Below are 20,643 nucleotides of genomic sequence, written 5' to 3'. Positions count from 1 at the left end.
ATGAAATTGATCACTATGACCGATGAGCAGCGTCAGGACTGGTTCGAGCGCGATGTCGTGCCCGTGACGTCGCAGCTGTTCGCTTCCGCCATGCGCCTGACCCGTAACGCCGCCGACGCCGAGGACCTGGTGCAGGAGACGGTCGCCAAGGCGTACACGTCCTATCACCAGTTCCGCGAGGGCACCAACCTCAAGGCGTGGCTGCACCGCATCCTCACCAACAACTTCATCAACGACTACCGCAAGAAGCAGCGCTCGCCGAAGTTGTCGGCCGCCGAGGACATCGAGGACTGGCAGCTGCACGCCGCCGAGTCCCACACCTCCACGGGCCTGCGCTCGGCCGAGACCGAGGCGCTCGACCGGCTGCCCGACAGCGTCGTGATGAACGCCCTGCGCTCCCTGCCCGAGGACTTCCGCGTGGCCGTCTACCTGGCCGACGTCGAGGGGTTCGCGTACAAGGAGATCGCCGAGCGCATGGGGACGCCCATCGGCACCGTGATGTCCCGCCTGCACCGTGGCCGCCGCCAGCTCCGCGGCATGCTGGAGGACTACGCGCGGGAGGAGGGCGCCGTGCGCCTTCCCGCCCCCCGCGCGGCCGCCTAGGAGGAACCGGGCGAGTCCAGGGACAGACGAAGGCGGACGCGTAACACGCCGCCTTCGTCGCGCATCTGCACCCGGTCGCAGAGCTGCCGGCTGATCCAGAGCCCGTACCCCCGTGGGGCCTCGGGCTCCGGCGGTATGTAGCCCGGTAAGGGGTCGTCGAGCGTCCCGCCGGGATCGGCGATCTCGCAGACGAGGTCGCGCTCCTCCACCCACATCGTGATCGTGCCGAACCCGGCGCCGTGCTCGACGGAGTTCGCGGCGATCTCCGAGACGCTCAGCACCAGCGACGAGATGAGGTTGCGGTCCATTCCGGCCGCCCTGGCGTAGTCGCCGACGCTCTGACGCAGGCGCTTGAGCTCGCGGGCCGTGAAACGCACCAGGCAGGCCCCCGGGCCCGGCTCGGGGAACGGCGCGTCGTCGCCGTCGAGCACCAGCTCGTGGGGCTCCACGAAGCGGCCGCTCGCGGTCTCGCCCCCGGCCCCCAGCACCAGCGGGTGGACGACCGAGGTGAGCTCCCGGACGGGCTCGGGCACATGGCGCAGGTCGTACAGGCACATCATGACGGACGGGGCCGCGGCGAGGGCGGCGTTGACGACCGAGTCGTAGCGGATGAGGTCCTGGATCCGCGGCTCGCTCAGATCGGTCCAGACGGGCTCGCCGATGACGAGCGTGGGCCGCCCGCGCGTGTACTCGTGGTAGGCGGCCAGCATCCGGTGGGGGTGGCCGTACCAGGAGCTGGAAAGGCGGCTGTCGATGCGGCGCGCGTCGCCGTCGAGGGCCTCCGACAGCAGCGCCAGCCGGTCGGGACGGTTGACGACCAGCACGCGCCTGTCTTCGTCCAGCGCGGTGCGCACGCGCGGCACGACGAGGTCGAGGAAGGCCCGATCCGAGTCGTACGGTACCGCGACGTGCTTCAGCGACTGTGCCCGCTCCCGGCGCACGGCGGAAACGTAACAAGGGCCGGCCCGGCCGCGCAACCGGACCAATAACGTCGATCGCCTGCGGATGACCCCCCGGAGTTTGATGATTACTCCATGTCTTGGACGACTGATGCCCGTTGCTGGGTACACCGCATGTGTATGCGAACGTCGGCAGGGGGTGGCGTGTGACCGAAGCCCGCGCGGCGACGGAGAAACTCCAGGCGGAGCTGCACGGGCTGGGTGTCACCAGCGCGTACGAGGTGGGGGACGGAGCGACCATCTCGGTCTGGATAGGTCTCGTCGTGCATTACAGGGACGGGTTTTACCGTTGGCAGGAAGGTCCGGTTAAACGTCGTCATCTGGGTACGGATCCGGTTGGATGTGCCATGCGTGTGGCGCGCCGCTACAAGGAGCTGCACGCGGACATCCCACCCTGGTGGGACGACCTGACCAGGGAACTACGGGGGAGACCGGTTCAGGACTATCCGTGAGGCCCCCGCGTGCGGTGTTTCGGGGGAAAACATGCGCATTTGGGCTTTGCCGTTCGTTCTGTTCGTTCTTGTGGGCTGTGCCGCTCAACCGGTGCCGCGCCGGCATTCCGCCGCGGTCCGGCCGCCGGTCAGTCCTGAGGTCCTGGCCAAGCGGCTGGTCGCGCAGCAGGCCGACTGGCCGCGCAGTCGCAGGTTCGACTGCGGCAAGATCAAGTGTGTGGCCCTGACCTTCGACGACGGTCCCGGGCCCTACACCGGCAAGTTGCTCGACCTGCTGCGTCAACGCCAGGTCAAGGCCACGTTCTTCGTGCTGGGGGAGATGGTGGCGGCCGACACCGGCGGCCGGATCACCCGCCGCATCGTGGACGAGGGGCACGAGATCGGCAACCACTCCTGGTCCCACCCGTCGCTGACCGGCCTGTCGCGCGAGGGGGTGCAGCACGAGCTTGGGCACACCCAGGAGCTGGTCCACCGGCTGACCGGGGTCAGGATGCGGGTGATGCGCCCGCCGTACGGCAGCACCGACGACGCCGTGGCCGCCGAGACCCGCCGCGAGGGCCTGGCCCAGATCCTGTGGGACGTCGACACCCTTGACTGGCTGCACCGCGAGCCCGCCGCCGTGGTCAGGCGCGCCGACACCGCCAAGGCCGGGTCGATCGTGCTCATGCACGACATCCACCCCACCACGATCGAGGCCGTGCCGAAGGTGCTCGACACGCTCGCCAGGAAGGGCTACACGTTCGTGACCGTCTCGGAGCTGTACGGCCGTCCGCCCACGCCGGGCCGCACGTACACCGCACGGTGAGCGGCATGGCACCCTTGGGCCATGGGTTTCACCGGCTTCCCCGACGAGGCGTTCATCTTCTACGAGGGTCTTGAGGCGGACAACTCCAAGACCTACTTCACCCGCCACAAGCACCTGTACGAGGACGCCGTCCGAGCGCCCATGACGGAGCTCACCGACGAGCTGGCCGACGAGTTCGGCCCGGCCCAGCTCTTCCGGCCCTACCGCGACGTGCGCTTCTCCAAGGACAAGACGCCGTACAAGACCCATCAGGGCGCGTTCGTCGACCTGATGCCCGGCATCGGCTTCTACGTCGAGATCAGCGCCGCCGGCCTGTACGTCGCGGGCGGCCGCTACACCCAGGCCCCCGACCAGGTCGCCCGCTACCGCGCGGCCGTGGACGAGGACCTGACCGGCAAGCCGCTGGAGTCGATCACGGCCAGGCTCGCCGAAGCCGGCTACACGATCGGCGGCGACCGCCTGAAGACCAGGCCGCGCGGCTTCGACGAGGACCATCCCCGCATCGAGCTGCTGCGCCACAGGTCCCTGTTCGCGGGCGTCCGCTACGAGCCCGAGCCGTGGGTGCACACGGCCGAGGTGCGCGGGCGCGTCGAGCGGGCCTGGCGCGACTGCGCGGCGCTGGTCGAGTGGCAGTGCGCGCACGTCAGGGGCAGCGAGCTGCCGCGCCGCTGAGCGCATCGCCGGCCTTCGTGACCGGCTCCGTCTACACAGAAGCCGCGTGTCACCGGGAAGGTGACACGCGGCCGTGATGCGGGACGTGCTGGACGGATCAGGCGCGCTTGGCGCGGGCGGCGGCCCGGCCACGGGTGGCGCCGTCGAGCACGACCTTGCGGATGCGGACCGCGTCGGGCGTGATCTCCACGCATTCGTCCTCGCGGATGAACTCCAGCGCCTGCTCCAGCGACAGCGTCCGCGGCGGGATGACCTTCTCGGTCTCCTCGCTCGTGGACGAGCGCATGTTGGTGAGCTTCTTCTCCTTGGTGATGTTCACGTCCATGTCGTCGGAACGCGAGTTCTCACCGATGATCATGCCCTCGTAGACCTCGGTGGTCGGCGAGACGAACAGCGTGCCGCGCTCCTGGAGGTTGAGCATGGCGAACGCGGTGACCGGGCCCGACCTGTCGGCCACCAGCGAACCGTTGTTGCGGGTACGCAGCTCGCCGAACCAGGGCTCGTAGGAGTCGAACACGTGGTGGACCAGGCCGGTGCCGCGGGTCTCGGTCAGGAACTCGGTGCGGAAGCCGATCAGGCCGCGGGCCGGGACCACGAACTCCATGCGGATCCAGCCGGTGCCGTGGTTGGTCATGTGCTCCATGCGGCCCTTGCGGACGGCCAGGAGCTGGGTGACCGCGCCGAGGTACTCCTCCGGGCAGTCGACCGTCAGGCGCTCGACCGGCTCGTGCACCTTGCCGTCGATGGTCTTGGTGACCACCTGCGGCTTGCCCACGGTCAGCTCGTAGCCCTCGCGGCGCATCTGCTCGACCAGGATGGCCAGCGCCAGCTCACCACGGCCCTGCACCTCCCAGGCGTCGGGACGGTCGGTGGGCAGCACGCGCAGCGACACGTTGCCGACCAGCTCCTTCTCGAGCCGGTCCTTGACCATGCGGGCGGTGACCTTGGAGCCCTTCACCTTGCCGACCAGCGGCGAGGTGTTGGTGCCAATCGTCATCGAGATCGCCGGCTCGTCGACCGTGATCAGCGGCAGCGGGCGCGGGTCCTCCGGGTCGGCCAGCGTCTCGCCGATCATGATCTCGGGGATGCCCGCGATGGCGATGATGTCGCCGGGACCGGCCTGCTCGGCCGGCTTGCGCTCCAGCGCCTCCGTCATCAGCAGCTCGGTGATCTTCACCTTCTGGATCGTGCCGTCGGTGCGGCACCAGGCGACCTGCTGGCCCTTGTGGATGACGCCCTGGTGGATCCGGCACAGCGCGATGCGGCCCAGGTAGGAGGAGGCGTCGAGGTTGGTGACGTGCGCCTGCAGCGGCGCGTTGGGGTCGTACGTGGGGGCCGGGATCGTCGACTTGATGATGTCGAACAGCGGCTCCAGGTCCTCCGAGTCGGGCATGCCGCCGTCGTCGGGACGGTTCATGGAGGCGCGGCCGGCCTTGGCCGAGGCGTAGACGATCGGGAAGTCGATCTGCTCCTCGGTGGCGTCGAGGTCCATGAACAGCTCGTAGACCTCGTCGACGACCTCCTTGATGCGGGCGTCGGGGCGGTCGACCTTGTTGATGCACAGGATGACCGGCATCTTGGCGGCGAAGGCCTTGCGCAGCACGAACCGGGTCTGCGGCAGCGGGCCCTCGGAGGCGTCGACCAGCAGCACCACACCGTCGACCATGGAGAGGCCGCGCTCGACCTCGCCGCCGAAGTCGGCGTGGCCGGGGGTGTCGATGATGTTCAGGGTCATGCCGCCGTGCTGGACGGCGGTGTTCTTGGCGAGAATGGTGATGCCCTTCTCGCGCTCCAGGTCGTTGGAGTCCATGACCCGGTCGTCGACGTCCTGGTTCGCGCGGAAGGCCCCGGACTGCCAGAGCATGGCGTCGACCAGTGTGGTCTTGCCATGGTCGACGTGCGCGATGATCGCGATGTTCCGCAGGTCGTCGCGGCTGTTCAAAGGCATGATGACTTCTCGCTCTGTGTCGTGGGGGCGGCCGCGCGAAGTCGCGACCCACCAAGTCTAGTTGATCCCCTCTCGTGGCAAGAGCGGGACAACGCGTCTGCGGCGCTGTACGGGTGAACGTTCCGCCCGGGGTGTCTGATTCCCGCCCTCCCGCATGGATCACGGGCGGCCGGGCAGTGAGCGACCGTGAGGGACGAGGGACTGGTGCTGCTCGCCGCGTGGGGGCAGTTCGCCGCGCTTCTCGGGCTGCTGGCCTACTTCCTGCTCCGAGGGCGTACGTGAAGCGGGCCGCGGCCGTCCTCGTGTTGCTCGCACTGCTCGTGGCCGGTTGCGTGAGCCCCGCCTGGGACGACCACGACGCTCAAGGGCGGCAGGCTGGTGGCCTGGGACCAGATCGCCTGGGAACACGGCACCTGGCAGGAGGAGTCCGCCGCCGGCCTGCGCCTGAACGTGCCCGCCGACCGGCTCGCCCCCCTCACCGAGCTGTACGAGCGCGAGCCGGGACGTACATAGCAGGTTGCACATTTGTGTGCATGGCAGGAGCCGCAGCGATCCCTACATTGTCGTCATGACGTGGACAGAGCTGGTGATGAGCTCGGCCCCGAGCAAGGGCGACCAGCCGGCGGTGAGCGACGTCAGGACCGGCGAGGTGCTGTCGTACGCGCAGTTCGCCAGGCGGGTCACCCGGGCGGCGGGCGGGTTGCGGCGCGACGGCCTGACCTACGGCGACCGCGTCCTCATCGATCTCCCGCTCGGCGTGTCCCTGACGGTGGCGGTCCACGCGGTGTCCTGGGCGGGCGGCGTCGCCGTGCTGAACGGCTCGGGCCCGGCCCGCATGATGATCACCCGCGGCCCTCGCGACCTCGGCGCGGTCGCCGCCGACCGGGTCTACGCCTTCCGTCCCTCGCCCGGCACGCTCCCGTTCGCCGGGCTGCTCAACGCGAACCCGGTGGAGTTCGGCCCGCTGGCGGGCGCGGCGCTGGCGCTGGGCGAAGGACGCGTCCTCGACCACGACGAGCTCGCCGCCGACCTGCGCAACCTGGCCGCCCGCCTGGTGATCGGCAAGGACGACGTCGTCGTCAACGCGGCCGGTGACCTGCTCAAAGGGCTGCGGGTGCTCGACCTGGCCCTGATGTCCGGCGCCCACGTGGTGATCGCCGCCAACGAGCCGACCGTCATCGGCTGCCGCGTGCTGGCCGCCGAGCGCAGGGCCACCATGGTCGTGGCGCCGTACGACGTCGCCAGGCGGCTGCTGGGCAACCCCATTCTGCGCGTTGTGGACGAAAGGGCGATCGTCAGCTCGCTTGGCCTGTGAAAAGTGCGACACTGTGGAAGAGTGTGATCCTTCGGCGACGCAGGGTGAACACATGCCAGAGGCCCCCCGGCACAACCTTCCAGCAGAGCCCAATCGGTTCGTGGGCCGCGAACGCGACCTCGACGACCTTCGCGGGCTGTTCGGCGAGACACGCGTGGTCACGCTGTGCGGCGTCGGCGGCATCGGCAAGACCCGGCTGGCCCTGCGGGTGGCCGCCGGGCTGGTGGGCGGCTATCCGGGCGGGGTGTGGCTGGTCGAGCTGGCCCGGGTCGGCCGCCCCGAGCAGATCGTCCAGGAGATCGCCCGGGTGCTGCGGGTGCGCGAGGAGAGCGGGCGCCCGCTGCTCGACACCGTCACCGCCCGGCTGCGCGACCTGCGCTGCCTGCTGCTGCTCGACAACTGCGAACATCTGATCGACGGGTGCGCCGAGCTGGCCGCCGAGCTGGTCGCCTGCTGCCCCCGGCTGAGCATCCTGGCCACCAGCAGGGAGCCGCTGCGCATCGCCAGCGAGCTGATCTGGCGGGTGCCGCCGCTCGACCTGCCCGAGATGGGGTACGCCGACGCCGAGTCGGTGCAGCTCTTCATGGACCGCGCCGCCGCCGCCGGCACCCGGCTCGGCTACGACACCCTGCCCGACGTGGTCCGCCTGTGCCAGGCGCTCGACGGGCTGCCCCTGGCCCTGGAGCTGGCGGCGGCCCGTACGAGCCTGCTCAGCCCCGGGCAGATCGCCGACCGGCTCGACGACCGCTTCTCCCTGCTGACCACGGGCGGGCGTACCGCCCCGGCGCGGCAGCGCACGCTGCTGGCCACCGTCGACTGGAGCTACGACCTGCTGTCGGCCAAGGAGCAGGTGCTGCTGCGCAGGCTGTCGGTCTTCGCCCGCGACTTCGACCTCGACCTGGCCGAGCAGGTCTGCGCCGAGCCGCCCATCGCGCGGGCGGAGATCGTCGACCTGCTCGGCGGGCTGGTCGACAAGTCCCTCGTGCTGTGCGACGAGGAACGCAGGCGCTACCGGATGCTGGAGACGATCAAGCGGTACGCGATGAAGCGGCTGGACCGGGCCGGCGAGCGCGAGGCCGTCCGCGAGCGGCATCTCAGCGTCCTGTGCGACCTTCAGGAACGCCACTTCACGACCGAGATGGTCCGGCCGGGCGTGCCCTGGCCGGAGCGGTTGGAGTGCCTGATGGCCGGCAAGCAGCTCCTCGACGACCAGCGGGCCGCCCTCGACTGGGCCGCCGAGTCCGGCAACGCGCGGCTCGGCCTGCGGCTGTGCGCCGCCAGCACGGCCCTGCTGCCTATCTCCGGCAACCTGACGGAGATCGTCGGCTGGACCGAGCGGCTGCTCTCGCTCGACCTGTCACTCGTCCCCGACGCGCAGGTCGCGCAGGGCAAGGCGTACCTCGCCTACGGGCTGGAGGCCCGTGACGAGCTCAGCCGGTCGCTGGAGGTGGCCACCGAGAGCCTGGCGGGCCTCGGCGGCGACGGCGGCAACGCGTTCACGCGCTGCGTCATGCACAGCCTCGTGGTCATCCTCCTGCTGCGCATGGGCCGGATCGACGAGGCGCTGCACCACGCCGAGCGGGGCCTGGCCGACGCCACCGAGTCGGGCGACGCCTGGAACCAGGCGGCGGGGCTGGCCGGGCTGTCGGCGGTCGCGCTGACCAGGGGCCGGCTGCGCGAGGCCCAGCGGCTGGGCGACGAGGCCCTGGCGCGGGCGCGCGAGCACGGCCACCGCTGGCTCATGGCCAGGATGGCCGCCCAGCTCGGCGCGGTCGCCGAGGCCCGCGGCGACCTGGAGACCGCCAGGTCCCAGTACGAGCAGGCCGTCCCGTGGTTGTGGGAGCTGGGCAGCGACTCGGAGCTGGCGCGCTGCCTGGCCAGGGTCGGCCGGGTGGCCGCCATGCTGGGCGAGTTCGCCGCGGCCAGGGAGCGGCTGGCCGACAGCCTCGCGCTGAGCCGGCAGAGCGGCCAGCGGCAGGGGGTTGCCCGCTGCCTGGCCGGCCTGTCGGTGCTGGCCGAGCACGAGGGCGACCTCGACGGCGCGGTGCTGGCCGCCGCCGCCGCGGCCACGCTGCGCGAGTCGATCGGCCAGCACTCGGCCACGATCAGGATCGAGGAGCTGCTCTCGCGCGCCCGCGCCAAGCTCGGCGAGGGCCGCACGGCCTCGCTGTGGTCCCGCGGCCGGGCGATGAGCCCCGACGCCGCGGCCCTGCAGGTGCTGGCGGGGGAGCGGCCGGCGTCCCCGCCGCCCGTGGCGGCCGAGCCGGTCAGGCACTCGCTGCTGACCGCGCGCGAGCTGGAGATCGCCGGCCTGCTCACCCGGGGGCTGTCCAACCGGGCCATCGCCGAGGAGCTGGTGATCAGCCCCGCGACGGTCGCCCGGCACATCGCCAACATCATGGAGAAGCTGGGTTACACCTCCCGCGCCCAGATCGCGGTGTGGGCCGCCGAGCACCCCAGCGCTTCTGCATAGGGATCTGCATATTCCGCCCCATGTAGGCACGTGACCCCCTCCCTACCGTGGACGCCATGGATGAGCACATCGTCATGGTGGACGCGGGCACGGGCCTGGAGCTCACCGAGAAGCAACTGGACGAGCGGTCGGCGATCGCGACCGTCCAGTTGCGGCGCAGAGGCGTGCGCGCGGGCGACACGGTGCTCGTCTGCCTGCCCGTCGGGCCCGACCTGCTGGTGGCGGCCGACGCGGTGATGGCGGCGGGCGGCGTCGTCTGGCCGGTGCCCGTGGACCTCGACCGCGCCGGGCTGGGTGAGCGCATCCGGGCCAGCGGCGCGCGGGTCATGATCTCCGACGTGCCGGCGGCGCTGGAGGCGGCCGAGGAGTCACGGGTGCGGATCGTGATGAGCGTCGCCGAGCTGAACGGACGGCATCCGTATCCGAACAGTCGCGGACAGTCCACGGAAAGTGATCGCGCGGACCCGGCCGGAGGTGGAGACTTAGCGGAAATGTGATCCTCCGCTGACCCTGGGCACCGACATGACTCCGCCAGTTCCGCACAACCTGCCCGCAGAGCCCAACCGTTTCGTCGGCCGCGGGCGCGACCTGATCGAGCTGAGCACGCTGGTCCACGACGAACGCGTGGTCACGCTCAGCGGCATCGGCGGCATCGGCAAGACCCGCCTGTCGCTGCGGGTGGCGGCCAGGGCCGCGCCGGGCTTCGCCGACGGCGTCTGGCTGGTAGAGCTGGCCCGCGTGGCGGACCCGGCGCTGATCGTCAACGAGATGGCCGGCGTGCTCGGCGTCCGCGACGAGGCCCCAGGGCGGCTGCTCGACGGCCTGCGGGTACGGCTGCGCGAGGCCAGGGCGCTGATCGTGCTGGACAACTGCGAGCATCTGGTCGACCGGTGTGCCGAGCTGGTCGCCGGTCTGATCGCCGACTGCCCCGAGCTGCGCTTCCTGCTCACCAGCCGGGAGCCGCTGCACATCCCCGGCGAGCTGGTCTGGCGGGTGCCGCCGCTCGAACTGCCCGACGACCACCACCCCGACGCCGAGTCCGTGCTGCTGTTCGTCGAGCGGGCGCTGGCGGCGGGGGCCCGTTCGGTGACCGGCAGCATGGACGACGTCGTCCGCCTGTGCCGGGCGCTCGACGGGTTGCCGCTGGCGCTGGAGCTGGCGGCGGCCCGGACGAGCCTGATGAGCCCCGGCCGCATCGCCGACCGCATCGGCGACCGGTTCACCCTGCTGACCAGGGGCGACCGTACCGCGCCCGCCCGGCAGCGCACGCTGCTGGCCACCGTCGAGTGGAGCCACGACCTGCTGCGGCCCAAGGAGCGGGTGCTGCTGCGCCGCCTGTCGGTCTTCGCCGGGCTGTTCGACCTGGCCGTGGCCGAGCGGGTGTGCGCCGACGGCGGCATCGTGCGCAGGGCCGAGCTGCTCGACCTGCTCAGCGGCCTGGTGGACAAGTCGCTGGTGCTCCACCACGACGGGCGCTACCGCCTCCTGGAGACCATCAGGCAGTACGCCGCCGAGCGGCTGGCCGAGGCGGGCGAGCTGACGCGGCTGCGCGACCGGCACCTGCGGGTGATCTGCGAGGAGATGGAGTTCTGCTACCAGGCCGGCGCGCTCGACCCGCGCATGCCCTGGGCCGCCCGCGTCCCCCACTTCGCCAGGGGCCGCGCGCTGATGGACGACTGCCGGGCGGCGGTGGAGCGGGCGGTGGAGTCGGCCGATCCGGTGCTCGGGCTGCGCCTGGCCCGCGCCGCCCTGGCGATCCTGGCCGTACGCGGTGAGCTGGGCGAGACCGTCGGCTGGCACCGGCGGCTGCTCGCCCTCGACCTGTCACGGGTGCCCTCCGACGTGGTCGCCGTGGCCAAGGGCGGCCTGGCGTACGGGCTGGAGATCTGCGACGAGCTGGCCCGTGCGGAAGAGCTGGTGGTGCAGGGCGTCGAGGAGCAGAAGCGGCATCCGTACACCCACTGGCTGGGTGTCACCTACAGCGTCGCGCTGGCCGTGTTCTTCCGCACCGGTCAGAGCGAGAAGGCGCTGCGCTACCTGGAGGAGCTGGAGGCGGCGGCCACCGCGCACGACGACCCGTTCAACCTGGCCACGGTCCGCATCGCCCAGCTCAACCTGGCGCTCTTCCGCGGCCAGCTCCGCCAGGCCCGCCGGCGCGGCGAGGAGGCGCTGGCCCTGGCCAGGGAGGCCGGCCACCACTGGACGCTGGCCAGGGCGCTGACCCACCTGGGCGCGGTGGCCGAGGCCGCGGGCGACCTGGAGGCCGCCGTGACCTGCCACACCTCGGCCCTGCCGCTGCTGGAGGACATGGGCAACCGGGTCGAGCTGGCCCGCTGCCAGGCCAAGCTGGGCCGGGTGTCGGCCCGGATGCACGACTATCCGGCCGCCCGGCTGCATCTGGCCGCGAGCCTGGCGCTGAGCACCCGCACCGGCCAGCGCAGGGGCGTGGTGCGGGCGCTGATGGCCATGTCGGCGCTGGCGGGCGAGCAGGGCGACCTGGAGGGCGCGGTGCTGGCCGCCGCCGCCGCGACCGCGCTGCGCGAGGCCATCGGCCAGTACGGCGTCCCCGGCCCGGTCCAGGAGCTGCTCACGCGGGCCAGGGGCGGGCTCGGCGAGGGGCGGGTGTCGCTGCTGTGGGCCAAGGGCGCCCGGCAGTCGCCCGAGGAGGTCGCCAGGCGCGTGCTCGACCCCGGCCAGGCCGTCCCGGCGGGCGGGCCCCGGCCGGTGAACGGCTCCTGGCAGAGCGGGCTGACCGGCCGGGAGCTGGAGATCGCCGCGCTGCTCACGGGCGGGCTGAGCAACCGGGCCATCGCGCTGAAGCTGGTGATCAGCCCGGCCACCGTGGCCCGGCACGTCGCCAACATCATGGAGAAGCTGGGCTTCGCCTCCCGGGCGCAGATCGCGGTGTGGGCCACCGAGCACGGCCTCGAATCGCACCCCACATAAGCTGGTATTCATGCCTTTCGCGCCCAATTTCCCGGTGATGCTCAGAACCGAGGACGGTGTGCGCATCGACGCCGTCCACACGCCCTCGGCGGCCGGGGACATCGGGATCGTCATGGCGCACGGCTTCACCGGATCGTGGCGCGAGCGCACCGCCCGCCGCATCGCGCACGTGCTCAGCGGCTACGGCGGTGTGCTCGCGTTCGACTTCCGCGGGCACGGCCGCTCGGGGGGCGAGACGACCGTGGGCGACCTGGAGATCCTCGACGTGGAGGCGGCCGTACGGCATGCCCGGGTGGTCGGCTACCGCCGGATCGCGGTCGTGGGCTTCTCCATGGGCGCGGCGGTGGCCGTACGGCACGCGGCGCTGCGCCGGGGCGTGGACGCGGTGGCGGCCGTCAGCGGCCCGGCCCGCTGGTACTACCGGGGCACCAAGCCCATGCGCCAGGTCCACTGGGCCATCGAGCAGCCGTTCGGCAGGTTCGCCGCGCGGGTGGCCAAGCGCACCAGGATCGCCAGTGGGCAGTGGGACCCGATCCCGATGCCGCCGCACGAGGCCGCCGCCCTGGTCTCGCCCGCGCCGCTGCTGATCGTGCACGGCGACGCCGACGCCTTCTTCCCGCTGGACCACGCCCACCAGCTCTACGACGGCGCCCGCGAGCCCAAGGAGCTGTGGATCGAGCCCGGCTACGGGCACGCGGAGTCGGCCGCCAGCCCCGAACTCATCCGGCGTATCGGTAAATGGATCTCCTCGAACCTTTCGTGAGTAATACGCGTCTACCTAAGGCGGATGGAAAGGATCCGCCGGGAGAAAAGTCCCTGGGGAAGGAAACCGCCTGTGCGGTGGCCGTGGGACATACTTCAGTAGTCGGGCAGTCGCCCACTGTAGGCGGCCGATCCGGCACCTAGCGTCGCGGGGGCACGCTGGGTGCCTTCCCGGCCCGGGAGGGGCCTCGCGGCGCGCGGGGCCCCTCCCGTCCGCCGTTCTCAGCCCAGCCGGGCGATCGTCTTGTACTCCAGGTAGCCGTTGAGGCCCTCGGGGCCCAGCTCGCGGCCGATGCCGCTGGCCTTGTAGCCGCCGAAGGGCGCGTTCGACTCCAGCATGAAGCAGTTGACGCCGTAGGTGCCGGTGCGCACCTGGCGGGCGACGTTCATGCCGCGCTCGGTGTCGGCCGTCCACACCGTGCCGGCCAGGCCGTAGTCGCTGTCGTTGGCGATGCGGAGGGCGTCGGCCTCGTCCTCGTACGGGATCACCGCCAGGACCGGGCCGAAGATCTCCTCGCGGGCGATGCGCATGTCGTTGCTGACGTTGGCGAAGACCGTGGGGGCGACGTACCAGCCGCGGTCGCGGGGACGGTCGAGGCCGCCGACGACGACCTTGGCGCCCTCGTCCATGCCGATCCTGATGTAGCCCTCGACGCGTTCCTGCTGGCGCTTGGCCACCAGCGGGCCGATGCCGGTCGCCGGGTCGGCCGGGTCGCCGACGGGCTGGGAGTTGACCATGGCGGCCACGGCGTCCACGACCTCGTCGTACCGGCTGCGCGAGGCCAGGATGCGGGTCTGGGCGACGCACGCCTGGCCGTTGTTCATCAGCGTGGCCATGGCCAGGAAGCCCATGCCGGCCTGGAGGTCGGCGTCGTCCAGGATGATCGCGGCGGACTTGCCGCCGAGCTCCAGGCTGACCCGCTTGAGCTGCTCGCCGCAGATGGAGGCGATGCGGCGGCCCGCGGCGGTGGAGCCGGTGAAGGCCACCTTGTCGACGCCGGGGTGCGAGACCAGGTGCTCGCCCACCTCGCGTCCGGCGGGCACGATGTTGAGCACGCCCGCCGGGATCCCGGCCTCGGCCGCCCACTCGGCCAGCAGGTACGCGTCCAGCGGCGTCTCGGGCGCGGGCTTGAGCACGATCGCGCACCCGGCCAGCAACGCCGGCGCGACCTTGGTCATGGTCACGAACTGGGGCACGTTCCAGGGCACGATCGCCGCGACGACGCCGACCGGCTCACGCCGCACGGTGATCGGCCCGAACAGCCCCGGACGCTCCTCCTCCTGCGCGAACTCCTTGCCCAGCCCGGCGTAGAACTGCAGCATGCCGAGCGGCTGCGGCGCCTGGGCGAGGTTGGAGAAGGTGATGGGCGAGCCCATCTCCTCGGTGATCAGGGCGGCCATCTCGCCCTGCCGCTCGTTGTAGATCGCGGCCAGCCGCTCGATCACGGCGGCCCGCTCGGCGAACGTCATGCGCGGCCACGGCCCGTGGTCGAACGCCTGGCGGGCGGCGGCCACCGCGCGGTTCACGTCCTCGGCCGTGCTGTCGGGGACGCGGCCCACGACCTCCTCGGTGTGGGGGGAGATGACATCGATCGTCCCGGTGCCCGCGGGGGTCACCCATTCGCCCCCGATGAACAGCTTGTCGTGCTGGCGCATGTCGTGAGCCTCCTGCTTGACCGAATGCTTGCTTGTTGGCCGTACGCCTCAAGGCGACCGAACCATGTTCTGTCCGTACACGCAAGAGGGGCGGGCCGCAACCCTCCGGGCGCCGGCAAGTGGTCCTCGCTGTTTCCGACACAAGACCATGAACTTCGCCAAAGGTGCGCCACTTGGCACGTTCGGATGACAGCCATCAAGATCATCTTCTATAGTTTCGGTCCGTCTATGCGAGGAGGGGACGGGTGTGAGGATCTGGCGGCTCGCCGCGGTCGTCGTCGTCCTCTCCGGGCTGCTCGGCTTTCCCTTCCCGCAGCCGGCGTCGGCCGATCCCAACATCGATGAGCTGCGCAGACTCACCAAACAGGCGTCCCGGCTCAACGACCTCTACCGCGGCCAGATCCAGAGCCTGGAGGAGATCAGGGTCCAGGCCAAGAACGCCACCGACACCTCCGGCGACCTGGCGGCACGCCTGGCCGCGGCCCAGGCCGACGTGGCCGACATCGCGCGGCAGACCTACGTCAACGGCCCCCTCGACGGCGTGCAGCTCTTCGGCCTGAGCGTCGACCCGGCCATCGCGCTCGGGCAGGCCGCGAACATGTCGTACATGGCCACCGAGCGCACCGAGCGGGTCAAGAGCATCCAGCAGCTCATCGCGAAGTCCAAAGAGGCCAAGCTCAACGCCAACGACAAGATCAGCAAGCTGAAGAAGGAGATCAAGACCCTTCAGGGCAAGCGGCGCGAGATCGAGCGCATGCTCGCCAAGTACGGCTTCCAGCAGCCCGGCGGCGCCGACGGCCTGACCCCGCGACTGATCGCGGTCCGCGCCGAGATCATGCAGAACTTCCCGATGAAGTACGGCGTGGGCTGCCTGCGCCCCGGCGACCCCGGCGAGCACGGCAAGGGCCGGGCCTGCGACTTCATGATGTCCCCCGGCGGCACCATGGCCGCCGGGGCCGACGCCGACCGCGGGGACGCCCTGGCCGAATGGCTCATCAAGAACGGCTCGCGGCTCGGCGTCATGTACATCATCTGGAAGCAGCGGTACTACGACATCCGGTCAGGCGGGGGCTGGGACCCCATGTCCGACCGGGGCGGCGTGACCGCCAACCACTACGACCACGTTCACGTGTCGGTGTTCTGAGCGACGCGCTCCCGGTACCACGCGTAGGACGCCTTGGGGGTGCGGCGGCCCGTGGCGAAGTCCACGTGCACCAGGCCGAAGCGCTGGTGGTAGCCCTCGGCCCACTCGAAGTTGTCCAGCAGCGACCAGACGAAGTAGCCGCGCACGTCCACGCCCTCGGCCCGGGCGGCCATGACGGCGTCGATGTGGGCGCGCAGGTAGTCGATGCGGGCCTGATCCTCGACGGTTCCCCGCGGGGTGAGCTCGTCCGGCTGGGAGCAGCCGTTCTCGGTGATGTGGATCGGCGGGAGCGCGCTGCCGTACCGGGCCTTGAGGCCGGTCAGGAGCTCGCGCAGGCCGTCGGGGACGACCGGCCAGCCGAACGCGGTGGTGGGATACCCGGTGAGGCCGGTGTCGGTGAACGGGAGCACCTCGCCGGGAGGCGGGGCGGCGATCCGGGTGGGGTTGTAGTAGTTGATGCCGAGGGCGTCCAGGGGCGCGGAGATGGTCTCCAGGTCGCCGTCGCGCAGGAAGTCCAGAGCGGGGACGTAGGCCGAGAGGTCTGGATAGCTCCCCAGGAGCACGGGCTCGTTGAACAGGCGGTTGTGCAGGACGTCGTAGGCGTCGGCGGCCCTGACGTCCGCCTCCTCCTGCGAGGCGGCCCAGACCGGCGTGCAGTTGTTGGTGATGGCCACCTGCCGCGCGCCCGCCGCCCGCAGGGCCCCGACCGCCAGGCCGTGGCCGAGGAGCTGGTGGTGGGCCACGGGAAGGGCGTCGAGCAGGAGGGCCTGGCCGGGGGCGTGGATGCCCATGGCGTGGCCGAAGGCCATGTGGACGAAGGGCTCGTTCAGGGTGATCCACAGGGGGATGCGGTCGGCCAGGCGCTCGGCGACGATCGCGGCGTAGTCGGCGAAGCGTCCGGCCGTGTCGCGGTTCGTCCAGCCGCCCTCGTCCTGGAGGGCCTGGGGGAGGTCCCAGTGGAAGAGCGTGGGCACGGGCTGGATGCCGGCCGCCAGCAGGCCGTCGGTCAGGCGTTCGTAGAAGTCGAGGCCCTTGGGGTTGACCTCGCCGGCGCCGAGGGGCTGCACGCGCGGCCAGGCGATGGAGAAGCGGTAGGCGTTCACGCCGAGGCCGGACATGAGCCCGATGTCCTCGGGCCAGCGGTGGTAGTGGTCGCAGGCCACGTCGCCGGTGTGGCCGTCCCTGGTGCGGCCGGGCTCGTGGGCGAAGGTGTCCCAGACGGACGCGCCCCGGCCGTCCTCGGTCACCGCGCCCTCGATCTGGTAGGCGGCGGTCGCCGTACCCCATAAGAACATCTCGGCTCCTTTATGCGAGTATGGCTCATGTTAACGGACGGCAAAGAGGCCGGTCTGTACCTGCTGGTAATAAGCCAGGATGGGGAGCATGACGAGTACCTTGCGCCGCCGTCCCGCCCAGCGCCGGAGCGTGGAGCGGGTGGAGCGGATGCTCGACGAGTGCGCGCTCCTGCTCGACGAGGTCGGCTACGAGGCGTTGACCACGAAGGAGGTCGCGCGCCGCGCCGAGGTCCCCATCGGCACCTTCTACCAGTTCTTCCGCGACAAGCAGGGCCTGGTGCGCGCCCTCGCGCTGCGCAACCTGGAGGCGTTCCTCCAGCGGGTCACCCAGCGCATCGCCGAGGCCGACCTCGGCCACTGGACCGACCTGGTCGACCTGGCCATCGACGAGTTCGTCGACATGAAACGCACCACCCCGGGGTTCGGGGTGGTCGACTTCGGCGAGGTGCTGCCCACCCCCGGCGGGCCGCCGCTGGAGGGCACCAAGCGCACGCTCGACAGCGCCCTCGACAACAACGTCATCGTGGCCGACCGGCTGCGCGCGCTCACCCTCGCCCTGCTCCACGCGCCCGCCGGCCCCGGGCTCGACCGGGCGCTCGTGGTGGCCGTCGAGGCCACGGACGCCGTGCTCAAGCTCGCCTTCCGGGTCGATCCCGACGGCGACGCCGACCTGATCGCCGAGTGCAAGCAGCTCGTCCGCCGCTATCTCGCCGACCACCTGCCCTGACCCCGTCAGGCGACCGCGCCGAGGCGGGCGTGCAGCTCGGCGTCCAGCTTGACGTCCGCCGCGCCGACGACCTCGTCGAGCTGGGCCGTCGTGGACACGCCCACCACGGGCACGTGGCCGTCGGCCATCAGCCACGCCAGCACCACCTGGTTGGGCGTCGCGCCCAGCTCGCCGGCGACCTCGCGCAGCACGGCCAGGCGGCGGGCCGTGCCCGGGTGGTCGTAGATCTCCGGCATCGGCCGGTCCGCCCGCGTGTACGCCCCCGACATCAGCGTGTTGTAGGCCCACAACGTCACGTCCGGCTCGGCGGCGACGTAGTCGAGGGTCTCGTCCGAGGCCAGCGTGTGGCCGCCCTCCGGGAGCCGGGTGAAGGGCCGCGGGCGCAGGTAGGTGTGGCGGAGCTGCACATGACCGTACGGCAGCCAGCCGCGCGCGCCGGAGACGTTCCTGGCCCGCTCCAGCCGCCAGGCGGCGATGTTGCTCGCTCCCAGCGCGCGGACCTTGCCCTGCTCGGCCAGCGTGTTCAGGGCGCCCAGCGTCTCCGACAGCGGCACCGAACGGTCCTCGATGTGCGACCAGTACAGGTCGATGTGGTCCGTCCGCAGCCTCCGGAGGCTGCCTTCGGCGGCCCGCGTGACGGCCGCGGCCGACAGGCCCTCGGCCGAGCCGAGTGTGCGGTCGCCGGGCACGGTCGGCCGGGCCCCGCCCTTGGTGCCGATGAAGATCCGGTCCCGGTTGCCGCGCGCGGCCAGCCAGGCCCCGACGGCCTCCTCGCTCTCGTCCCCGGTGCGGCCCTCGTCCCAGAAGGGGTAGTTGTTGGCGGTGTCCAGCATGGTGCCGCCGGCGTCCTGGAAGCGGTCGAGGATGGCGAAGGTCTCCCGCAGGCCGACGCCGGTGCCGAACGGGATCGTGCCGAGTGCGATGTTCATGGGCCAGACCCTCTGACCTGGAGCGCACTCCATGTCAAGCCGTTGACCTGGAGTGCGCTCCAGGTGGAAGACTGGGGAGCGTGAGCGTGTACACACCCGCCGAGGTCGTCGAGGAGACCGGCTTCAGCCTCGACACTCTGCGCTACTACGAGAAGATCGGCCTGCTGGAGCGCATCGAGCGCAACGCGGCCGGTCAGCGCAGGTTCAGCGAGGAGGACGTCGGCTGGCTCGGCATGATCCGATGCCTGCGCGACACGGGCATGCCCATCGCCATGCTGCTGCGCTTCGCCGAGCTCGTACGCGGCGGCGACCGGACGATCCCCGACCGCATCAGGCTCCTGGAGGAGCACGACCGGCAGGTCCAGGCCCAGATCGCCAACCTGACCGAGCGCCAGGACTACATCCACCGCAAGATTTCCTACTACCGCAGCGTCCTGTAGCCCTGCCTTGGTGGTCCGGTTGTTAGACCAAAGACCATGGCCGTCACCAGGGCGAAGCGGATCAACGTCCCGCTGCGCCACCTGGCCGCCTCCTGCGCGGCCATGCTGTTCGTCCTGCTGGCCCACATCACGGTCGTCCAGGCGTTCGGGACGCGGGCGCTCAACGCCGACCGGCGCAACGAACGCTCGCTCATCGCCCGGTTCGCCCGTCCGCGCGGCGACATCCTGACCTACGACGGCGCGACCATGGCCAGGAGCCGCCCGGCGCCCGCCGGCAGCCCGTACCGGTTCCAGCGGGTCTACACCGACGGCGAGCTCTACGCCCCCGTCACCGGCTACATGTCCCTCTACCGCTCCACGGGCGTGGAGGAGGCCGAGGACGGCGTCCTGTCCGGCGACGACGCCAAGGTCAAGGTGCGCTCGATGGTCAGCGACGGCGACGTGGCCGGCGCCGACGTACGGCTGACCATCGCCCAGCGCACCCAGTGGGCCGCCTACCACGCGCTGGAGGCCGCCGGCGTGCCCGGCGCGGCCGTGGCCCTCGACCCGGCGACCGGCGCGATCCTCGCCCTGGCCAGCTACCCGTCCTACGACCCCAACGCCCTGGCCACCTTCGACCCCGCCCGGCTCGACGCCACGCTCGGCCGGCTGCGGGAGGCCCCCGGACGGCCGCTGCTGAACCGGGCGCTCAACCAGGTCTATCCGCCGGGGGCCACGTTCAAGCTGGTGACGACGGCCGCCGCGCTGGCCTCGGGCGAGTACACGCCCACGGCGCCCGTGGACGCCGCCGTCCGCCTGCGGCTGCCCGCCCCGCTCGCCGGGCCGTGCGGCAGGGCCCGTCCCACGTTGCTGCGCGCCTTCCAGACCTCGTGCGACACCGCGTACGCGGGCATCGGGGTGCAGCTCGGCCAGGACATCCTGAGGGACCAGGCCGAGGCGTTCGGGTTCGGCGACAGGGGACTGCGGGTGCCGCTGGCCGCGACGCCCAGCACGTTCCCGCAGGGCATGGACCGGGCCCGGACCGCCCTGTCGGCCGTCGGCCACGACCAGGACCGGGCCACCCCGCTGATGGTCGCGATGTTGTCGGCGGCCGTGGCCAACAACGGCGTGCTGATGCGGCCGTACCTGGTGGAGGAGGTGAGCCTGCCGGACGGCTCGATGCTCGGCCAGGCGGGGTCGACGCCGTACCGCACCACCATGACCCCCGCCCAGGCCCGCTACCTGGCCGCGATGATGACCACGGTGACGCACACGGGCGGGCCGGGCGCGGCGGTGGCCGTCCCCGGCGTCGAGGTGGCCGCCAAGATCGCGGTGGCGGACGGAGAGCACGCGCTGGCCACGGCGTTCGCCCCGGTGCGGGCCCCCGAGGTGGCCGTCGGCGTGGTGCTGGAGGACCCGGGCCCCCGGGCCGCGGCGGTGGCCGGGGTCGCCCGCGCGGTGCTGGAGGCGGCGCTCGCCTGACCGCCGTCGGCCGAGTTCTCCACAGATTTGAGTCTGGGCGCGAACGGTAGTTGATG

The 20,643-nt window shown here is 71.5% G+C and carries 19 protein-coding genes; 14 read left to right on the top strand and 5 right to left on the bottom strand.

Annotation, left to right across the window (positions count from 1 at the left end):
* The first annotated feature begins 15 nt into the window (after nt 1-15).
* Nucleotides 16-603 carry a sigma-70 family RNA polymerase sigma factor gene (locus tag ACWCSU_RS31965; RefSeq protein ID WP_352324845.1) on the top strand — a complete coding sequence of 196 codons (588 nt, stop codon included), beginning with the start codon at nt 16-18 and terminating at the stop codon, nt 601-603.
* On the opposite strand, the gene ACWCSU_RS31960 is transcribed toward ACWCSU_RS31965, so the two are convergent.
* A complete protein-coding gene (locus ACWCSU_RS31960; RefSeq protein ID WP_364084980.1) occupies nt 600-1,544 on the bottom strand; it encodes a sensor histidine kinase in 945 nt (314 codons plus the stop codon). The genes ACWCSU_RS31965 and ACWCSU_RS31960 overlap by 4 nt on opposite strands.
* A gap of 164 nt (nt 1,545-1,708) precedes the next feature.
* On the opposite strand from ACWCSU_RS31960, the gene ACWCSU_RS31955 reads away from it, so the two are divergent.
* From ACWCSU_RS31955 to ACWCSU_RS31945, 3 genes are all read left to right on the top strand, one after another.
* Nucleotides 1,709-2,014, top strand: a complete 306-nt coding sequence (locus tag ACWCSU_RS31955; protein ID WP_449939964.1) for a hypothetical protein — start codon at nt 1,709-1,711, stop codon at nt 2,012-2,014.
* Nucleotides 2,015-2,105: 91 nt separating this feature from the next.
* Complete coding sequence (locus tag ACWCSU_RS31950; RefSeq protein WP_449939962.1) at nt 2,106-2,819, top strand: polysaccharide deacetylase family protein; 714 nt, start codon at nt 2,106-2,108, stop codon at nt 2,817-2,819.
* A gap of 21 nt (nt 2,820-2,840) precedes the next feature.
* Nucleotides 2,841-3,491 (top strand): DUF2461 domain-containing protein, encoded by a 651-nt coding sequence (locus ACWCSU_RS31945; protein ID WP_364084976.1) that lies wholly within the window; start codon nt 2,841-2,843, stop codon nt 3,489-3,491.
* A gap of 97 nt (nt 3,492-3,588) precedes the next feature.
* Here the strand turns inward: ACWCSU_RS31945 and typA are convergent, their stop codons facing one another.
* Nucleotides 3,589-5,439: a translational GTPase TypA gene (typA, locus tag ACWCSU_RS31940; protein WP_357697726.1), complete on the bottom strand. Its 1,851-nt coding sequence runs from the start codon at nt 5,437-5,439 to the stop codon at nt 3,589-3,591.
* A 378-nt stretch (nt 5,440-5,817) separates the two neighbouring features.
* On the opposite strand from typA, the gene ACWCSU_RS31935 reads away from it, so the two are divergent.
* From ACWCSU_RS31935 to ACWCSU_RS31910, 6 genes are read left to right on the top strand one after another with little or no spacing between them, the layout of a single operon-like run.
* Entirely contained in the window at nt 5,818-5,952 is a 135-nt protein-coding gene (locus tag ACWCSU_RS31935; RefSeq protein WP_449939957.1) for a hypothetical protein, read from the top strand.
* Between the two features lie 55 nt (nt 5,953-6,007).
* A complete protein-coding gene (locus ACWCSU_RS31930) occupies nt 6,008-6,754 on the top strand; it encodes an AMP-binding protein (RefSeq protein WP_357697732.1) in 747 nt (248 codons plus the stop codon).
* Between the two features lie 52 nt (nt 6,755-6,806).
* Nucleotides 6,807-9,227, top strand: a complete 2,421-nt coding sequence (locus ACWCSU_RS31925) for a LuxR C-terminal-related transcriptional regulator (RefSeq protein WP_449939955.1) — start codon at nt 6,807-6,809, stop codon at nt 9,225-9,227.
* Nucleotides 9,228-9,283: 56 nt separating this feature from the next.
* Nucleotides 9,284-9,724, top strand: coding sequence for an AMP-binding protein (locus tag ACWCSU_RS31920; protein ID WP_397037746.1), 441 nt, complete (start codon nt 9,284-9,286; stop codon nt 9,722-9,724).
* Between the two features lie 25 nt (nt 9,725-9,749).
* Nucleotides 9,750-12,173 carry a LuxR C-terminal-related transcriptional regulator gene (locus ACWCSU_RS31915; protein ID WP_449939954.1) on the top strand — a complete coding sequence of 808 codons (2,424 nt, stop codon included), beginning with the start codon at nt 9,750-9,752 and terminating at the stop codon, nt 12,171-12,173.
* A gap of 10 nt (nt 12,174-12,183) precedes the next feature.
* Nucleotides 12,184-12,936: an alpha/beta hydrolase gene (locus tag ACWCSU_RS31910; protein WP_397037742.1), complete on the top strand. Its 753-nt coding sequence runs from the start codon at nt 12,184-12,186 to the stop codon at nt 12,934-12,936.
* Between the two features lie 221 nt (nt 12,937-13,157).
* Here ACWCSU_RS31910 and ACWCSU_RS31905 read toward each other — a convergent pair whose 3' ends face one another.
* Nucleotides 13,158-14,591 carry an aldehyde dehydrogenase gene (locus ACWCSU_RS31905; protein ID WP_449939953.1) on the bottom strand — a complete coding sequence of 478 codons (1,434 nt, stop codon included), beginning with the start codon at nt 14,589-14,591 and terminating at the stop codon, nt 13,158-13,160.
* Nucleotides 14,592-14,838: 247 nt separating this feature from the next.
* Between ACWCSU_RS31905 and ACWCSU_RS31900 the strand changes: the two genes are divergently transcribed.
* Complete coding sequence (locus ACWCSU_RS31900) at nt 14,839-15,735, top strand: coiled-coil domain-containing protein (RefSeq protein ID WP_357697742.1); 897 nt, start codon at nt 14,839-14,841, stop codon at nt 15,733-15,735.
* Here ACWCSU_RS31900 and ACWCSU_RS31895 read toward each other — a convergent pair.
* Nucleotides 15,717-17,030 carry a GH1 family beta-glucosidase gene (locus ACWCSU_RS31895; protein ID WP_449939951.1) on the bottom strand — a complete coding sequence of 438 codons (1,314 nt, stop codon included), beginning with the start codon at nt 17,028-17,030 and terminating at the stop codon, nt 15,717-15,719. The two genes, ACWCSU_RS31900 and ACWCSU_RS31895, sit on opposite strands and share 19 nt — an antisense overlap.
* Before the next feature lie 88 nt (nt 17,031-17,118).
* Between ACWCSU_RS31895 and ACWCSU_RS31890 the strand changes: the two genes are divergently transcribed.
* Nucleotides 17,119-17,757 carry a TetR family transcriptional regulator gene (locus ACWCSU_RS31890; RefSeq protein WP_357697746.1) on the top strand — a complete coding sequence of 213 codons (639 nt, stop codon included), beginning with the start codon at nt 17,119-17,121 and terminating at the stop codon, nt 17,755-17,757.
* Between the two features lie 5 nt (nt 17,758-17,762).
* Here ACWCSU_RS31890 and ACWCSU_RS31885 read toward each other — a convergent pair whose 3' ends face one another.
* Nucleotides 17,763-18,686: an aldo/keto reductase gene (locus ACWCSU_RS31885; protein WP_364084944.1), complete on the bottom strand. Its 924-nt coding sequence runs from the start codon at nt 18,684-18,686 to the stop codon at nt 17,763-17,765.
* Nucleotides 18,687-18,766: 80 nt separating this feature from the next.
* Between ACWCSU_RS31885 and ACWCSU_RS31880 the strand changes: the two genes are divergently transcribed.
* Both ACWCSU_RS31880 and ACWCSU_RS31875 read left to right on the top strand, forming a co-directional pair.
* On the top strand, nt 18,767-19,126 hold the full coding sequence (locus ACWCSU_RS31880) for a MerR family transcriptional regulator (protein ID WP_357697748.1): 360 nt from the start codon (nt 18,767-18,769) through the stop codon (nt 19,124-19,126).
* A 36-nt stretch (nt 19,127-19,162) separates the two neighbouring features.
* Nucleotides 19,163-20,587 carry a penicillin-binding transpeptidase domain-containing protein gene (locus tag ACWCSU_RS31875; RefSeq protein ID WP_357697750.1) on the top strand — a complete coding sequence of 475 codons (1,425 nt, stop codon included), beginning with the start codon at nt 19,163-19,165 and terminating at the stop codon, nt 20,585-20,587.
* The last annotated feature ends 56 nt before the right edge of the window (nt 20,588-20,643 follow it).

The sequence above is a fragment of the Nonomuraea sp. NPDC001699 genome, from assembly GCF_053596455.1.
The sequence above is the reverse complement of the archived record's forward strand: the minus strand, read 5'-3'. Positions and strand labels throughout refer to the sequence as shown.

Excerpts from the sequence above, each read along its gene's own strand:
- ACWCSU_RS31945 (WP_364084976.1), top strand. The coding sequence starts at position 2,841 with ATGGGTTTCACCGGCTTCCCCGACGAGGCGTTCATCTTCTACGAGGGT.
- ACWCSU_RS31905 (WP_449939953.1), bottom strand. The coding sequence starts at position 14,591 with ATGCGCCAGCACGACAAGCTGTTCATCGGGGGCGAATGGGTGACCCCC.
- ACWCSU_RS31930 (WP_357697732.1), top strand. The coding sequence starts at position 6,008 with ATGACGTGGACAGAGCTGGTGATGAGCTCGGCCCCGAGCAAGGGCGAC.
- typA (WP_357697726.1), bottom strand. The coding sequence starts at position 5,439 with ATGCCTTTGAACAGCCGCGACGACCTGCGGAACATCGCGATCATCGCG.
- ACWCSU_RS31895 (WP_449939951.1), bottom strand. The coding sequence starts at position 17,030 with ATGTTCTTATGGGGTACGGCGACCGCCGCCTACCAGATCGAGGGCGCG.
- ACWCSU_RS31925 (WP_449939955.1), top strand. The coding sequence starts at position 6,807 with ATGCCAGAGGCCCCCCGGCACAACCTTCCAGCAGAGCCCAATCGGTTC.
- ACWCSU_RS31885 (WP_364084944.1), bottom strand. The coding sequence starts at position 18,686 with ATGAACATCGCACTCGGCACGATCCCGTTCGGCACCGGCGTCGGCCTG.
- ACWCSU_RS31875 (WP_357697750.1), top strand. The coding sequence starts at position 19,163 with ATGGCCGTCACCAGGGCGAAGCGGATCAACGTCCCGCTGCGCCACCTG.
- ACWCSU_RS31890 (WP_357697746.1), top strand. The coding sequence starts at position 17,119 with ATGACGAGTACCTTGCGCCGCCGTCCCGCCCAGCGCCGGAGCGTGGAG.
- ACWCSU_RS31920 (WP_397037746.1), top strand. The coding sequence starts at position 9,284 with ATGGATGAGCACATCGTCATGGTGGACGCGGGCACGGGCCTGGAGCTC.
- ACWCSU_RS31910 (WP_397037742.1), top strand. The coding sequence starts at position 12,184 with ATGCCTTTCGCGCCCAATTTCCCGGTGATGCTCAGAACCGAGGACGGT.
- ACWCSU_RS31915 (WP_449939954.1), top strand. The coding sequence starts at position 9,750 with ATGACTCCGCCAGTTCCGCACAACCTGCCCGCAGAGCCCAACCGTTTC.
- ACWCSU_RS31965 (WP_352324845.1), top strand. The coding sequence starts at position 16 with ATGACCGATGAGCAGCGTCAGGACTGGTTCGAGCGCGATGTCGTGCCC.